The sequence below is a fragment of the Providencia sp. PROV024 genome (genome assembly GCF_032709665.1).
In the GTDB taxonomy this organism is placed as follows: domain Bacteria; phylum Pseudomonadota; class Gammaproteobacteria; order Enterobacterales; family Enterobacteriaceae; genus Providencia; species Providencia huashanensis.
Map to the genome: position 1 here is coordinate 1409663 of NZ_CP120545.1, position 15894 is coordinate 1425556.

11 protein-coding genes are annotated in these 15894 nt (G+C 39.9%); 5 read left to right on the forward strand and 6 right to left on the reverse strand.

Features of this window, described 5'->3' with window-relative positions:
- Positions 1-1161 carry a DUF1120 domain-containing protein gene (locus tag P3L56_RS06400; RefSeq protein WP_048606574.1) on the forward strand — a complete coding sequence of 387 codons (1161 nt, stop codon included), beginning with the start codon at positions 1-3 and terminating at the stop codon, positions 1159-1161.
- Between the two features lie 283 nt (positions 1162-1444).
- Here P3L56_RS06400 and pflA read toward each other — a convergent pair whose 3' ends face one another.
- The 4 genes from pflA to P3L56_RS06420 form a co-directional block, all read right to left on the reverse strand.
- Positions 1445-2242, reverse strand: a complete 798-nt coding sequence (gene pflA / locus P3L56_RS06405; RefSeq protein ID WP_048606575.1) for a pyruvate formate lyase 1-activating protein — start codon at positions 2240-2242, stop codon at positions 1445-1447.
- A gap of 123 nt (positions 2243-2365) precedes the next feature.
- Entirely contained in the window at positions 2366-4648 is a 2283-nt protein-coding gene (gene pflB / locus P3L56_RS06410; RefSeq protein ID WP_042846497.1) for a formate C-acetyltransferase, read from the reverse strand.
- A gap of 70 nt (positions 4649-4718) precedes the next feature.
- Positions 4719-5576: a formate transporter FocA gene (focA, locus tag P3L56_RS06415; protein ID WP_048606577.1), complete on the reverse strand. Its 858-nt coding sequence runs from the start codon at positions 5574-5576 to the stop codon at positions 4719-4721.
- A 448-nt stretch (positions 5577-6024) separates the two neighbouring features.
- A complete protein-coding gene (locus tag P3L56_RS06420) occupies positions 6025-6804 on the reverse strand; it encodes an IclR family transcriptional regulator (RefSeq protein WP_048606579.1) in 780 nt (259 codons plus the stop codon).
- Between the two features lie 356 nt (positions 6805-7160).
- Here P3L56_RS06420 and P3L56_RS06425 point away from each other — a divergent pair, with 356 nt between their 5' ends.
- The 3 genes from P3L56_RS06425 to P3L56_RS06435 are packed head-to-tail and all read left to right on the forward strand — an operon-like array spanning position 7161 to position 11037.
- Positions 7161-8054 (forward strand): dihydrodipicolinate synthase family protein, encoded by an 894-nt coding sequence (locus P3L56_RS06425; RefSeq protein WP_166685418.1) that lies wholly within the window; start codon positions 7161-7163, stop codon positions 8052-8054.
- A 51-nt stretch (positions 8055-8105) separates the two neighbouring features.
- Positions 8106-9419, forward strand: coding sequence for an MFS transporter (locus P3L56_RS06430; protein ID WP_042846493.1), 1314 nt, complete (start codon positions 8106-8108; stop codon positions 9417-9419).
- 25 nt (positions 9420-9444) lie between these two features.
- On the forward strand, positions 9445-11037 hold the full coding sequence (locus tag P3L56_RS06435) for a UxaA family hydrolase (protein WP_272686151.1): 1593 nt from the start codon (positions 9445-9447) through the stop codon (positions 11035-11037).
- Positions 11038-11100: 63 nt separating this feature from the next.
- Here the strand turns inward: P3L56_RS06435 and ycaO are convergent, their stop codons facing one another.
- Positions 11101-12855, reverse strand: a complete 1755-nt coding sequence (ycaO, locus tag P3L56_RS06440; protein WP_071547884.1) for a 30S ribosomal protein S12 methylthiotransferase accessory factor YcaO — start codon at positions 12853-12855, stop codon at positions 11101-11103.
- Between the two features lie 194 nt (positions 12856-13049).
- Between ycaO and ansB the strand changes: the two genes are divergently transcribed.
- A complete protein-coding gene (gene ansB, locus P3L56_RS06445) occupies positions 13050-14093 on the forward strand; it encodes an L-asparaginase 2 (RefSeq protein ID WP_210831872.1) in 1044 nt (347 codons plus the stop codon).
- Positions 14094-14129: 36 nt separating this feature from the next.
- Here ansB and P3L56_RS06450 read toward each other — a convergent pair whose 3' ends face one another.
- Complete coding sequence (locus P3L56_RS06450) at positions 14130-15545, reverse strand: MFS transporter (RefSeq protein ID WP_048606586.1); 1416 nt, start codon at positions 15543-15545, stop codon at positions 14130-14132.
- Positions 15546-15894 lie beyond the last annotated feature (349 nt).

The following is a 15894-nucleotide window of genomic DNA, read 5'->3' on the forward strand; positions in this document are numbered from 1 at the left end:
ATGATAAAATTAATTGCAGGGCTACTAACTTGCCTATCTTTTAGTGCATTTGCATCAGATGGTCATGGGACATGTAACATCAACTTGGGAACAGATGAGGTTAACTATGATACCTTAGCTGATTTTAATACAAAAAAACAAAATGGTGTGGTATATGCGGGGAATCGGATTGTTCCTGTAGTAGTAGAGTGCAGTGAAGAAACTACCCCATATATTGATTTTTCTACGATTAGCAATACCTTTTCAAATAATACATCTGAAGCTATTTTAAATGTAAATAATCCGATGCTTGATGGGAAACCTATTTTAATCGATGCTATTGAATTAAATAGCTCAAATAGAATCAACTCATCACAAAAAGATGTTAAAATTCATCCCAATCTACGTATTCAACCCGCACAGGGTGAAAAAGGAAAAGTATTTTCCTTCAATTTACTTGTTGATTTAAAAATTAATTCATTGAGTAAAAAAGGTGTTGTTGTTAGGAACAAAATACCGTTAAAAACGTTGGGTGGAAGTACAAGTTTAAGTATTAGCTATTCAGAAATGACAACAGCATGTAATCTTATTGTTGATTCTACCTCAATTGACTATGGTGCTATAAATAGAAATGAGTTAAGTAATTATTCTTATACAATATTACCCGAAAAAAATATTAACTTCACTGTACAATGTGATTCGGGGAAAACTGCTATAGCACTCCAAACTTTTAATCAAATTGAACGTTCACTTGCGCCAAATAAACAAGAAGGTGTTAGCGGTTATGGAGTTCCTCCTGTTCAGTTATTAAATAACAATATGATGGCAGGGGGATTAGGTAATACTCAGGAAGGTGTTCCAATTGGTGGATATGCGATAGCGTTAGATTTAGGTTCTTTATATGTAGATAATAAGGCAGAGAGAGTGCAGCCAATATCAGGTAATGCATCTTGTGGAGACCAAAATATCATTTGGCAACATGCGAATGGTGATTTATTACCTAATGATTCTTCAAATAAAATCATATCTTGGGCAAAATTAGGGAGTTTGCAACCTGCTCTTTTTTCTAATATAAAAGGCACAATAAAAGTTCAAGCTTTTATTAATAAAGCTTCTTTACTAACTGTTAATAAAGAAATTAAATTCAAAGGCCGCTCTATCATTGAATTATGCTATTTGTAGATTTAAGGGAGGCTGGCTACGTCGCATCAACACATAGTCGCAGATTCATTCTCGGTTGGTCTGTTTTTGCAGTATTTGAAAGGTACGTAAAACAGCATTTTCTATGTTTGATTACCAATTCCAAATATTCGTTATTAATTCAAAAACAATATACGGAAATGGAAACTTGCATCGGATAAATTGTTTTATACCTGCGTATTGCTTGATAAAACCAACCCCAACTAACAGAGCCAGTTGCAATACGCTAAGGTAAGGGGGGCTTTATTTCAAGCCCCAACGAGTATTAATACATCACTTTATGGCCATAGCTTTCGAGAATACTTTTAACACGCTCCATGACTTCTTTTGATGGTGGTCTCACCCCATCAAGTTTATATTCTTCACCCATAGTTTCCCACTTGTGTTTACCCAGCTCATGGTAAGGTAATAACTCGATTTTTTCGATATTACTCATATCTTTAGTAAACTCACCTAGCAGATGCACTGAGTGGTCATCATCACTCCAACCTGGCACAACGACATAGCGAACCCATGTTTTTTGATTACGTTTAGCCAGATAGCGAGCGAATTCAAGTGTACGCTGGTTGGATACACCCACTAATTTTTGGTGGATATCATCATTGATTTGTTTTAAATCGAGCATGACTAAATCAGTAACATCCATTAGTTCATCAATAACAGGGTCATAACGGCGCACAAAGCCATTCGTATCTAAGCAAGTATGGATATTTTCTTTTTTACAGGCGCGGAACCAATCGCGGACAAATTCTGCCTGCAAAATTGCCTCGCCACCGGATGCGGTAACACCACCACCGGTTGCATTCATAAAATGGCGATAGGTAACTGCTTCTTTCATTAGTTCATCGACAGTCACAATTTGACCGCCGTGGGTATCCCATGTATCGCGGTTATGACAATACAGACAGCGCATTAGGCAGCCTTGGAAAAAGACAATAAAGCGGATCCCCGGACCATCGACGGTACCGCATGATTCAAAAGAGTGAATACGGCCAAGTACGGCAGGGGTTTCTGTCACATTAGTTGTCGCTATTGTTTTAGTTTTAGTATCATCGATAGACATAGCAGGCACTCCAAAATATCCGTCATACCGCAAACTTTAGAGAGAAAAATATCGTTGCTGGTATAGATAAAAAGACCCCATAAAACGGGGCCTTTAATTTACTTTATTTTAATAAGCTAATTATTACATTGTACTGGTGAAAGTACGAGTAATAACGTCTTGCTGTTGTTCTTTAGTCAGTGAGTTGAAACGCACTGCGTAACCAGATACACGGATAGTCAGTTGTGGGTATTTTTCTGGGTTTTCCATTGCATCTAACAGCATTTCACGGTTCATAACGTTAACGTTCAGGTGCTGACCGCCTTCGATAGACGCTTCATGGTGGAAGTAACCATCCATCAGACCTGCTAAGTTAGTTTTACGAACATCGTCATCTTTACCTAATGCATTTGGTACGATAGAGAAAGTATAAGAAATACCGTCTTTCGCGTAAGCAAATGGCAGTTTAGCAACAGAAGTTAACGATGCAACCGCACCTTTTTGGTCACGGCCGTGCATAGGGTTTGCACCTGGGCCAAACGGAGCACCTGCTCGACGACCATCAGGGGTATTACCTGTTTTCTTACCATACACAACGTTAGATGTGATAGTTAAGATTGACTGAGTTGGTACTGCGTTACGATAAGTAGGCAGTTTCTGAATTTTCTTCATGAAACGTTCAACTAAGTCACACGCGATATCATCTACACGAGAATCGTTATTACCGAATTGTGGATACTCGCCTTCGATTTCAAAGTCGATTGCAATACCGTCTTCATCACGAATTGGTTTAACTTTGGCATACTTAATCGCAGACAGTGAGTCAGCTGCAACAGACAGACCCGCAATACCACATGCCATTGTACGATAGACATCACGGTCATGCAGCGCCATTAGAGAAGCTTCATAGCTATATTTGTCGTGCATGAAGTGGATGCAGTTCAGTGCAGTGACGTACTGAGTTGCTAACCAGTCCATAAAGCCATCCATTTGATTCATCACAGTATCGAAGTCAAGGACTTCGTCCATGATTGGCGCATGTTTAGGACCAACTTGCATTTTCAGTTTTTCATCGATACCACCATTGATGGTATACAGCATGGTTTTCGCTAAGTTAGCACGAGCACCGAAGAACTGCATTTGTTTACCAACAATCATTGGGCTAACACAACATGCAATAGCGTAGTCATCGTTGTTGAAATCTGGACGCATCAGGTCGTCGTTTTCATATTGAACAGATGAAGTATCGATAGAGACTTTTGCCGCATATTTTTTGAAATTCAATGGCAGTTTTTCTGACCACAAAATAGTCATGTTAGGCTCTGGAGATGGGCCCATGGTATACAGTGTGTTCAGGAAGCGGAACGTATTTTTGGTGACTAAAGTACGGCCATCAAGACCCATACCCGCTAATGATTCTGTTGCCCAAATTGGGTCACCAGAGAATAGCTCATCGTATTCAGGTGTACGTAAGAAACGTACCATACGCAGTTTCATGACTAAGTGGTCAATCAGTTCTTGCGCTTGTTGTTCAGTCAGTTTACCTGCTTCGATATCACGTTGGATATAAACGTCTAAGAACGTTGAAACACGACCAAATGACATTGCTGCACCATTTTGTGATTTCACTGCGGCTAAGTAACCGAAGTAAGTCCACTGTACAGCTTCTTGTGCATTTGTTGCTGGTGCAGAAATATCGTAACCGTATTTTGCAGCCATTTCTTTCATTTGACCCAATGCGCGGTGCTGTTCAGCAATTTCTTCGCGTAGTTGGATAGTCATTTGCAGGTCTTCACCTTTTTCTAATCTTTCTTGCAAAGAGGTGAATTGGTTAAATTTGTCTTTCATCAGGAAATCAATACCGTACAGTGCAACGCGACGGTAGTCACCGATGATACGACCACGACCATATGCATCCGGTAGACCTGTTAAGATACCTGATTTACGGCATTTTAAGATGTCTGGTGTGTAAACGTCGAAAACACCTTGGTTGTGAGTCTTACGATATTCAGTGAAGATTTTTTTGATTTCTGGGTCTAAAGTGCGGTCATAAGCTTTACATGAGCCTTCAACCATTTTGATACCACCGAACGGGATAAGACCACGTTTCAGAGGGGCGTCAGTTTGTAAACCAACGATTTTTTCTAATTCTTTAGTAATGTAACCAGCATCATGGGAAGTGATAGTTGACGCAACATCTGTGTCAAAATCAACTGGCGCGTGAGTGCGGTTTTCGATTTTGATCCCTTCCATGACTTTATCCCACAGTGCGTCAGTCGCTGGGGTAGAGCCTGCTAAGAAAGATTCATCACCTTCATATGGAGTGTAGTTTTTCTGGATAAAATCACGTACATCGACGTTATCCTGCCAGTTACCTTGGTTAAAACCTTGCCATGCTAAAGCGAATTTTTCATTTAACTCGGACATGATACTTTTACCTTTTAACAATGGATCTTTTAAGGATCTTAATAAATCTTTTTGTGTGTGTCAGTGGCTATTAATGTTTTTGGCCACCACGTAAATGCATGAACCAATAAATGAGGCCGACTAAAATCGCGCCGCCAATAATATTTCCAATAGTGACTGGAATTAAGTTATCTGTAATAAAGTTTCCGACTGTTAGGTGCGAAAACTGCTCTGGTGACATATTGATTTGAGCCCAATATTCAGCAGGAGCAAATTCTTTAATCATAATCCCTAATGGGATCATAAACATATTTGCAATGCTATGTTCAAAACCGCTTGCTACAAACATAGCAACAGGCAGAACAAGAACAACCAGTTTATCAGTTAAGCTACGACCTGAATAACTCATCCAAACCGCAAGGCAGACCATTAAGTTTGCTAAAATTCCTAATGCAACAGCTTCAACAAAAGTATGGTGTAATTTATGGCTGGTGGTTTGTAAAACGTTAAGACCCCATAGCCCATTTGCTGCAGTATATTGCCCTGCGAACCAGATAATTGCGACAAAGAACAATGCACCAATTAAGTTACCAATGTAGACATGAAACCAATTACGGAACATTTGTCCCCAAGTGATCCTGCCTGTGGCTTTCGAAACAATAGTGAGTACGGTAGAAGTGAAAAGGTCGGCACCGCATACAACGACTAGCATCAGACCCAAGGAGAAACAAATCCCACCAATGAGCTTAGTAAAACCATAAGGCGCTTCAGCCGCCCCTGTAGTTGCAGTGATGTAAAATACAAATGCGATAGAGATAAAAATACCGGCAGTGAATGCTGACAAGTAAGTAATTGCAGGATGCTTATTCGCCTTATAAAAGGCCGCATCATCTGCGACTTGCGCCATTACAGCTGGTGGCAGTAAATTAAAAGGGTTGTCAGCTTTCATACCAACACTCTCTTACAAAGTTGATTAATTATAGCACGCAATAATAGTAACAAAGGGGATAAATGAGAAATTTGATGTGGATCATGAAGTCTCTAGAGAAAGTGGTCAAAATGGTTAATTAAATGTTAAAATCAACTGTAACCAAATGAAAAATAACATAAAAATATTTTTTAAAATTTATAAAATATTTTTATAAAGGCTATCTTAAGGCCAGGATTAAGTAAAAAAATACGTGCAAATGTTAATTATTTAAGATGAATATGATCCGTTTAATATTTAATTTAACTTATGTGTATATATCCCCCTAACTTGTATAACTTTAATCTGATATACCACTTTTTAGTTAGTTATATTAACGAGCAATATTTATCTAACAATTATGCCAATTATAAGAAAATAATCTTTGATGGAAGCAACCAATACTTTAAATTTTTATGAAGACGCTAAATTAGTTTTCAGTATAAAATTCAATATCTTCTAATGTATTTAGCTCTTGTTCGATGCGTTCACGGCTGTTGAGCAATGTTTTGATGACTTGATCAACTTTTTGTTTATCACTGCGGAAGGTCGGAATAGATACACTAATTGCTGCAATGATTTTATTACGTTGGCGCAATGCCACAGCATAGCAAGTTGTTTCTTCGTTGATTTCTTTATTGTCTACGGCATAGCCATTTTGGCTAACAATATTAAGTTGCTGACGCAATTCAGGTAGAGTTTGCACACTATATTGAGTGAGTGGCGTAAAGCCAGAAGGGTATAGTTGAGCAATTTGTTGGTCAGTATAGTTAAAAATCATCGCTTTACCCAATGCTGAATAAATGGCGGGTAAGCGGGTTCCAATGTTAGAAATTAGTTGGACTTTTTGTGCAGATTGCACTTTGTCTATGTATAGTACATCAGCGCCATCTAAGATGCCCATTTGGCAAACTTCATTACACTCTTCAACAATTTGCGTCATCTCTCGATGTATCATTTTCAACCAATATGATTTTTCGAAAAATGAGCGGGAAAGAATTGAGCACGCAATACCTAAATAGTAAAGCTGGCTCTTATCATCGTAATTGATATACCGAAACTCAGCCAATGTTTTTAAAATAGGGTAAATTGTCCCCTTTAAAATATTAGTTTTATCAGAAAGTTGTGTCAAAGAAAGCCCAGTATTTTCAGCCGCTAAAACTTGAAGTATCTCTAATACTCGAATTGTCGGCATGTGCCCCGTAGACATTGAACTATCTCCCTGATTAATTTTGCCGCTATTCTAGGTTTAAAATAACACGATGTAAATCGCCGTAGAAAAACGATTTATCTCATTTCCATCATGAATAAACCTGATATGAGCAATAAAAAGCCGTGATACTGCTCAAAATTTTTTAATAAAAAAAATAGATTTAATCTACCGTTATTATCCCTTTTATCAATTAAATCTCAATTAATCAATTCATTAAGTGAATAGTTAAAATTAATGGATAAATTTGACTCCATCTAGAATTCGTGTTTATTTGACTGTGTTTTTATTTATGAATGTAGTTTGTATATATGAACAATGATTGGTGAAGAAAAAGAATAATGGAGAAAAAAAGTATGGAAAGTCGTTATATTACCCCCGTAGTGACCGTTTTTGATGACAAGGGGCGAGTAGATCTTGAACAGAACTTACACGTTTATGACTCTTTGAAAGGAAAGGTGTCAGGTTTTGTGACGATGGGGAGTACTGGGGAGTTTTTTGCATTAAATATGCAGAATTCAAAAGCATTAATAGAACTTTGTGGCGGTTATCAAAAAGAAGGAATGCATGTTTATGCAGGGGCAAGCCGCCTAGATGTGAATGAATCCATTGAATTGGCTAATTTTGCCTATGAGCAGGAAATTGACGGTGTGATGATCATTAGCCCGTATTATTTCCCACTAGACGATGAAGGGGTTTACCGTTTTTACAGTACGATTGCGGAAAAAACACCCGCTAAAATTTTTATTTATAACTTCCCTGAGCGCACTGGCTACTCTGTTTCTCCTGAGGTTTGTCTTCGCTTAGCGGATAAATACACTAATATTGTTGGGCTAAAAGATACCATTCCTGACACTTCTCATACAGCTCAAGTGATTGAAACAGTAAAATCACGGCTCCCACATTTTGAAGTTTATGCAGGCTATGACAATAACTTTGCTCATGTCGTGTTGTCTGGCGGAAGTGGCTGTATCGGCGGTTTATCGAATATTTTCCCTCAATTTTTTGCATCATGGATGCAGGCTTTTGCTCAAGGTGATTTAGCATTAGTCGCAAAATATCAGCAACGCGTCGACCAATTAATGGCGATTTATGGGGTGAATACGCCATTTATTCCAACATTTAAAAAAGCGTTACAACTCAAAGGGGTGATTAATTCTGAACATTGCACATCACCATTTATTGGATTGAACAGTACACAGACAGAGCAGCTTCAGCAGCTATTGGCACTTGCTGATGCACCGCTCTAATCTTTCCTGAATCCAAAACATAGAACATCTTACTGACAGGGAAAAAATATCATGGCAACGATAAAAGCTTATAACAATCCCGTTTTAAATTCTGCGATAGCCAAATCGTGGAAGCGTTTAGTCCCCCTGATGTTTATTTTGTATTTTGTTGCATTCATTGACCGAGTGAATGTTGGTTTTGCCAAAGATGCCATGCAAGTGGATATTGGCTTATCAGATTCTGCCTTTGCATTTGGTGCAGGGATTTTCTTTGCCGCGTATGCATTATTTGGTATTCCCGCAAACTTGATTTTAAATAAAATAGGCGCCCAAAAATGGCTCAGTATTACGACGGTCATTTGGGGGGTTCTTTCTGCAATGACAGGGTTTGTTACCAATGAAACGCAATTTATTATTTTGCGTTTTTTACTTGGGCTGGGTGAAGCTGGGTTTTATCCAGGGATCTTATTACTAGCTTCTATTTATTTTCCAAATAATGTTCGTGGCTCAGTGATTGGTATTTTTGTTCTTGGTGTGCCACTTGCGTTAACTTTAGGTTCACCGTTATCAGGAGCTTTGCTTGAATTACATGGTTGGTTAGGTCGTCCGGGATGGTTCTGGATGTTTGTTATTGAAGGCTTACCCGCGATTGTTATTGGTATCTTTGCATTCTTTTATCTGGATGATAGCCCCGAAAAAGCACGTTTTCTTACTGATGAAGAGAAAAAAGCACTGACAGAGCAGTTAGCAAAAGAAAATGAAAAAACAGAAACAACATCGGTATTATCTGCACTGAAAAATGCCAAAGTATGGCACTTGGCATTGATTTACGGCACGATCCAAATTTCAGTGTATGGTTTGATGTTCTTTTTACCTTCTCAAGTTGCATCCCTCATGGGGGAAAGCCTAGGCTTTAAACAATCACTGGTGGCTGCAATCCCTTGGGCTTGTTCTGCATTCGGGGTGTATTTTATCCCTCGTATTGCTGACAGGTACCCAAATCGTCGCATCGAAATCTCTGTTGTGTGTATGCTAGCAGCCGCTTTAGGTCTTGCATTATCTGCATTTGCGAGTCCGGTATTCGCTATTGCAGCTCTCTGTTTAAGCGCGGTAGGTTTTTTATCAGTGCAACCGATTTTTTGGACATTTCCTCCACAGCTATTGAGCGGCCCAGCACTTGCTGCAGGGATCGGCTTTTGTACTACGATGGGGGCATTTTGCTCATTCCTTGCGCCAATCATTCGCGTTGAGGTCGATAAAATGATGAATAGTACTACCGCGGGTATTGTCACTTTAGCGGTGATCACTGTGGGGTGCGCATTGCTTATTGGGTTACTAAAAAAGAATACACATAAAAAAAATATTAAGGCGTTACCGTCAAATTAATAGCTTGATTTCTGGAAGGTGAAACATGCAAAAAATATTAAGAATAGATGAAAGTGATAATCTGATTGTAGCGCTGAAAGACTTACATGCAGGTGAGACTTATCAATGGGGAAATGAAAGCGTTACGTTAGTGACAGAGGTCAAAGCCAAGCACAAATTTGCCCTTGAAGCTATCCCTGTTGATGGCATTGTGTCTATGTATGGTACGGCAGTAGGGAAAGCCACAAAAGCTATCGCAAAAGGTGAGGCAATTACGGTTGATAATATCCGCCACTATGCTGCACCTGTTTCGTTAGAACAAGAGCCTTATGAATGGCTGGCCCCAGATGTTTCACAATATAAGGGGCGTACATTTAAAGGGTATTTACGGGATGATGGCCGCGTTGGTACGGCTAATTACTGGTTAATTTTTCCATTAGTGTTTTGTGAAAACCGCAATGTGACTAAGTTGACTGATGCTCTTAATGACGCATTGGGTTACAGCAATAATAGCTTAAAAAGTTTCGCACTTGATTTAACGGCAGGCGCACAAGAGGCAATCACTAAGCCAAAACTATTTCCACATATAGAAGGTGTTCGCTGTATTACTGTAACCAGCGGGTGCGGTGGGGCAACGTCAGACAGCAAAACGATGTGTGATGTGCTTGCGGCTTATGCAGACCATCCTAATGTCATTGGGATCACTGTATTTAGTTTAGGTTGTGAAAAAGCACAGCGGGACATGTTCAAAGAATCACTTTTTGCCCGTAATCCTAACTTTGATAAACCGACGCTGTATTTCCGTCAACAAGAATGGAACAGCGAGGAACAAATGATGCAAACGGCATTAAAGCAAATGTATGAGAGCATGAAAGCAGTTAAGCCTCAGTCTCGGGTTGATGTCCCTCTATCATATTTAAAACTAGGTGTTAAATGCGGGGCATCTGATGGTTTTTCAGGGATTTCTGGTAACCCTGCAATGGGGTTAGTTTCTGATTGGTTAGTGACTCTTGGCGGCGCATCTGGTTTAGCGGAATTCCCCGAACTCTGTGGTGCTGAAGGGGATATGGTGAAACGCTGTATCGCTTTTGATGATAAAAAGAAATTCCTTGAACTAATGGAACGCTATGAAAAAACGGCAAATTTCTTTAGTACGACCATTGCAGATAACCCAAGTCCGGGCAATATTGCAGATGGGTTGATAACAGATGCAATTAAATCAACGGGAGCGGCTAAAAAGGGTGGAACATCGCCAATTAGTGCGGTGTGTGATTATGCAGAGCCAATGCCAAATAGTGGGTTATCGTTAGTTTGTACGCCCGGTAACGATGTGGATGCAGTTACGGGGTTAGTGGCTGCGGGATGTAATGTGGTTATCTTCTCGACGGGTCTTGGTACGCCGACAGGGAACCCAATTGTTCCGGTGTTGAAAATATCCACAAATAGCGCAATAGCAGAGCGTTTATCGGATATGATTGATTATGATTGCGGGCCAATTATAGAGGGTGTCCCATTACCGACGATAAGCGAAGGGTTGTTTGAGCGTGTTATTGAAACGGCGAGTGGGGACTATAAAGTCAAAGCAGACCGTTTAGAGCAGTATGATTTTTTACTGTGGAAACGTTCACTCGATTTATAAGTTATTTAGAATAAAACTAAATATTGACGGGGTAAGGATACCCCGTCAATAAACTAATACCTATTATGCGTTGTCTCTTTTCGCTTTTTGTAGTTTTTCATAAGCGGCAAGCAAGGCTTGATGTGCAGGTAACGCTTTTAGTTCATCGTCAATGGACCACAAACCATAGAAACATGATTCACCCGCAAGAGCCGCAGATGCTGCATCCACCGCTTCTTTCCCATACATACGAACAAATGCGTTGTAGTATTGAGTAGGCTCACGCTGTTCTTCTTGAGAAAGCAACAGCAGGGTTTGCAAACAACGATAATAATTCGCACGCTCTGCAGTAAATACTGAACTGTTGAAATCTTGCGTCCACTCAACCCAAGCTAATGCTTGCTCAAGGTCACCACCAGCCAGTGCTAGCATGGATTTTAGCTCACCAATACGCAGGTTGCTCCAGCCGTTATCTTTACCCACAGCTAAACCAAGTAGCTCACGGACACGGGTGAAGTCGTCTAGACCGTCATCATCTAATTGCTCAATAAGGGCAAGGTAGTCTTGCTTTTCCCATTGGCTATCCGGCAAATTAATAATAGTATCGCGTAAATAAGCCCCCATCGCATTATTGGCGATATGTAGGTCTTCAACCGGGTAAATATCAGACATACCCGGTACTAAGATACGGCATGCGTATACGCCTAAATGGTTATAGTCCGCAATATACACTTCTGCATCTAAGGTATTGAAGATACTGATAAGCGTTGCAAATTCTTCTTGGGTTGTCCCTTTGAAACTCCAATCTGCAAATGCATAATCCGCATCATCTTTGAATAGATCCCAGCTAATTAAACCACTTGAATCAATAAAGTGAGTTTCAAGATTGGTGTGTTCAGCCACTTCTTCGTCATCAAACGTTGGGGCATTGAATACATCGAGGTCTTTTAAGCCACGACCTTGCAGTAATTCAGTGACGGTACGTTCAAGGGCAACACCAAAGTCAGGGTGAGCTCCAAATGAGGCAAAACAAGTGCCATTTTGTGGGTTAAATAACACGACACAAATGACAGGGTATTTCCCACCTAATGAAGCGTCGTAGCAGAAAATTGGGAAGCCTTCTTTTTCAAGGGTATCAATAGCTTCAACTACGCTAGGGTAACGTGCCATCACGTCTGCTGGGATCGTTGGTAAGCTGATACTTTCTGCGATAATTTTGTTTTTTACAAAACGTTCAAAGACTTCAGAAAGGCCTTGTACTCGGGCTTCATTCGCTGTATTTCCCGCAGACATACCGTTAGAAACGTATAAATTGCCAACGATATTCATTGGAATATAAACCGTTTTATCGTCTGATTGGCGGGTAAATGGTAGGGCGCAAATACCCCGTTCTTCATTACCTGATTGCAAATCAATTAATTGGCTTGCTGCTAATGCGTTATCTGGGTCATAGAATTTGAGCAGACGGCTATCTAATAAGCCTTCAGGCAAGCTGTCATCTTCTGTCAGTGGGAACCATTTTTCATTGGGATAATGAACAAAGTCCCCTTCAGAAATCGCTTTACCTAAGTAAAAGTCAGCAAAGAAGTAGTTAGTTGATAAACGTTCAAAATACTCGCCAAGTGCAGAGGCTAATGCCGCTTTTTTGCTCGCACCTTTGCCATTAGTAAAGCAAAGAGGGCATTCTTTATCGCGAATATGTACTGACCAAACGTTTGGTACAGGGTTTAACCAAGATGCTTCTTCAATATCAAACCCCAATTTTTTTAATTTGGTTTGAAATGCATCGATGGAATCTTCAAGAGCGGCATCTTTGCCGGGTATAAAAGTTTGGCTCATTGTCAGTCACTTGTGAGTAGGGTGTTTCAAACGGGCTATGATACGGATTTTTGTCGTCAGCCTCACGCTTTTTATTCGTTCATAGAGAAATCATCTTAAAATTCATTATTTATCGTAAAATAATTATATAGATCACATAAAACCCAGCACAAATACACATAATAACTGAAGTTTATTAATGAAAGGAAATTAAGATGAAAAACAGAAATAAAGCGCTGCTCGCGACACTGGTTTCATTGTTTGCCGTATCAGCAATTGCCCAACCCAATATTACGGTATTAGCGACGGGAGGGACTATTGCTGGAGGCGGAGATTCAGCAACCTCTTCAAACTACCAAGCAGGTAAAGTCGGGATTGACGCATTAATTAATGCTGTTCCTGAAACTAAAAAAATTGCTAATTTAAGTGGTGAGCAGTTGGTGAATATCGGTTCCCAAGATATGAATGACCAAGTTTGGCTAACACTGGCTAAAAAGATTAATCAAGATTGTGATAAAACTGATGGTTTTGTGATCACTCATGGGACTGATACATTAGAAGAAACTGCTTTTTTTCTCGATTTAACCACGAGTTGTAAAAAACCTATTGTATTAGTGGGGGCAATGCGCCCCTCAACGGCGTTAGGTGCCGACGGCCCGCTTAATTTGTATAACGCCGTCGTTTTAGCGACAGACAAATCAGCAGGGCAGCGTGGGGTTTTAATGGCTATGAATGATAAAGTTGTTCAAGGCCGCAATGTGATGAAAATGAGTACTACAGAAGTACAAGCGTTTGATGCAGTGAACGCGGGGGCCGAAGGGTTTATTCATGATGGTAAAGTGACGTACTTCCAAGCTGCCCAGCCCCGTAGTGATAAGGGGGTATTTGATGTGAGTAAACTCGAAAAACTACCGATGGTGGGTATTGTTTATAATTATGCTAATGCCTCCGCAGCACCAGTTAAAGCACTTAGAGAAGAAGGGGTTGAGGGGATAGTAAGTGCGGGAGTCGGTAATGGTAATATGTATAAAACAGTATTTGATGCCTTAGCAAACGCAGCAAAAGAAGATGTTGTGGTCGTGCGTTCAAGCCGTGTACCAACAGGCTATACCACACGCAATGCGGAAGTTGATGATAACTTATATGGCTTTGTAGCATCAGAACGGTTAAACCCACAAAAAGCACGAGTTTTACTACAATTAGCTTTGACGCAAACGAAGGATGCAAAACAAATTCAAGAACTATTTGAACAATATTAACCATGCATAGAAGGCGGTGAGTTTACCGCCTTCTAGTTACTGACCTTTCATTCTGTTAGCAACGATATTTGCCGTCATTAAGGCAAGTAAAGGGATCAGTGAAAACACAGCAAATAGCCAACTCGCTGAGGATTGCGCCCCTTCAACTCCCCCTGGTACTGATAACCCTGCAAGGTTGGCGATTAACCCAGCTAAAGATGCGCCAAACGCAGTGGAGAATAGCTGCAATGTGGTAATCGCTGAAGAGGCTTTTTGTGATTCAGGGCCGATAGAAACTTGCAGGACACGGGTTAGCAAATGTGGCCAAGCTGCGCCGATACTAGCTCCTGTTGTGAATAATGCTAAGCAGATTATCCAGATTTGCAGCGTTTCAATCTGCCAAATGTTTGTTATGAAAAGTGCTAAAATAGCTAATGCACTAAAGGTAATAAAAGGGCCTATTCGTATAGTTTTTATCGCATGTTCGGGTTTGCATGAAGACGAGATAATGGCTGAACATGACCATCCTGCTCCAACTAAGGCGGCCAAGTAGCCTGACATTAATGGAGCAACACCATGAAGGGTTTGTAAAAAATAAGGGACAAAAACTTCTGTTTGCACACTTAGCCCTAATAGCGCCATCGTAAGGTAAATAGGAGCAAGTTGTGCTTTGTAATGGAATGTACCTTGGGGAAATAGTGTATTTTCGGCTGTCCGTTCAAGTTTAACTAATCGTATACATAATAAAATGGCAATTAACATCCCAAGAATAGGGATTAGACTTGCTTTACTTAGACTTCCAAGTGAAATAGCCAATACTGCGGCAGAAAGTAGCAACAAAGCTTGCAGTGGGATTGGGTCTTGAGGGCATTTTTCAGTTAAATTATGACTTGGTAAAATCAACCACGTTAGCCATAAATAAGGTATCCCAACAAATACTAAGCACCAAAATGCACCGCGCCAGATATCATATTCAGCAAAAAAACCACCTAATGCGGGGCCCAGTAATGTTGCCATCCCCCACATACTCGACATCATGGCTAATACTTTTGACCATAGGTGCTGAGGGAAAACAATATGCACCATTGAGTAGGAAAGTGTCAGTAATATTCCCCCGCCTGCTCCTTGAATAATCCGGCCAAGCAACATGATAAACATAGAAGGCGTGATGGCACAAATAACAGAGCCAATTAGGAAGATAGCAGTAGCGAGTAAATAACTCCGTTTAGGACCGAGATGGTTTAAAATCCGAGAGGTTAGTGCAGAAAGAATAATGGATGAAAGGATAAATAAAGTTGTATTCCATGCATAGAATCGGATACCACCAATATCCCTAACGACAGAAGGGAGCGTTGTGATAGTGATATAAACATTAATCGCATGTAGGCAAATGCCCCCTGCTAACGCTAGAGTTAGCCAAAGGTTTTTACCCGTAAGGAGTACGCTCCAGCCTTGTTCGTTATTCTGAGTCATCCATTTTCTCTAATATGTGAAATAAATTAAGAAAACCCAACTAAATATGCTTATACCAGTTATACATTTTTATTCAATTAGGTCAATGTGGTGATATAACTTAAGCAATTACTATAAAATTAAGATAAATAAATCATTAGATAGCTATTTATTGAATTGTTTTTTAACCCAGGCTGTTATTAGTACATGTTTAATTTTAATTATTTATCAAATAGTTACATTTTATTTTTTATTGAGTAATCAATATTGATAACCATCACTAAAAAAAATTAATGTGTCGCTGATCATATTTTGGCAACAAAGCCAGTATCTGTGTTGATAATTCGCGTCGCAAAAAATAGGCTAAATA

Coding starts and splice junctions, on each gene's coding strand:
- P3L56_RS06420 (WP_048606579.1), bottom strand. CDS start 6,804: ATGTCTACGGGGCACATGCCGACAATTCGAGTATTAGAGATACTTCAA.
- P3L56_RS06400 (WP_048606574.1), top strand. CDS start 1: ATGATAAAATTAATTGCAGGGCTACTAACTTGCCTATCTTTTAGTGCA.
- ansB (WP_210831872.1), top strand. CDS start 13,050: ATGAAAAACAGAAATAAAGCGCTGCTCGCGACACTGGTTTCATTGTTT.
- P3L56_RS06450 (WP_048606586.1), bottom strand. CDS start 15,545: ATGACTCAGAATAACGAACAAGGCTGGAGCGTACTCCTTACGGGTAAA.
- pflA (WP_048606575.1), bottom strand. CDS start 2,242: ATGTCTATCGATGATACTAAAACTAAAACAATAGCGACAACTAATGTG.
- P3L56_RS06435 (WP_272686151.1), top strand. CDS start 9,445: ATGCAAAAAATATTAAGAATAGATGAAAGTGATAATCTGATTGTAGCG.
- focA (WP_048606577.1), bottom strand. CDS start 5,576: ATGAAAGCTGACAACCCTTTTAATTTACTGCCACCAGCTGTAATGGCG.
- P3L56_RS06425 (WP_166685418.1), top strand. CDS start 7,161: ATGGAAAGTCGTTATATTACCCCCGTAGTGACCGTTTTTGATGACAAG.
- pflB (WP_042846497.1), bottom strand. CDS start 4,648: ATGTCCGAGTTAAATGAAAAATTCGCTTTAGCATGGCAAGGTTTTAAC.
- P3L56_RS06430 (WP_042846493.1), top strand. CDS start 8,106: ATGGCAACGATAAAAGCTTATAACAATCCCGTTTTAAATTCTGCGATA.
- ycaO (WP_071547884.1), bottom strand. CDS start 12,855: ATGAGCCAAACTTTTATACCCGGCAAAGATGCCGCTCTTGAAGATTCC.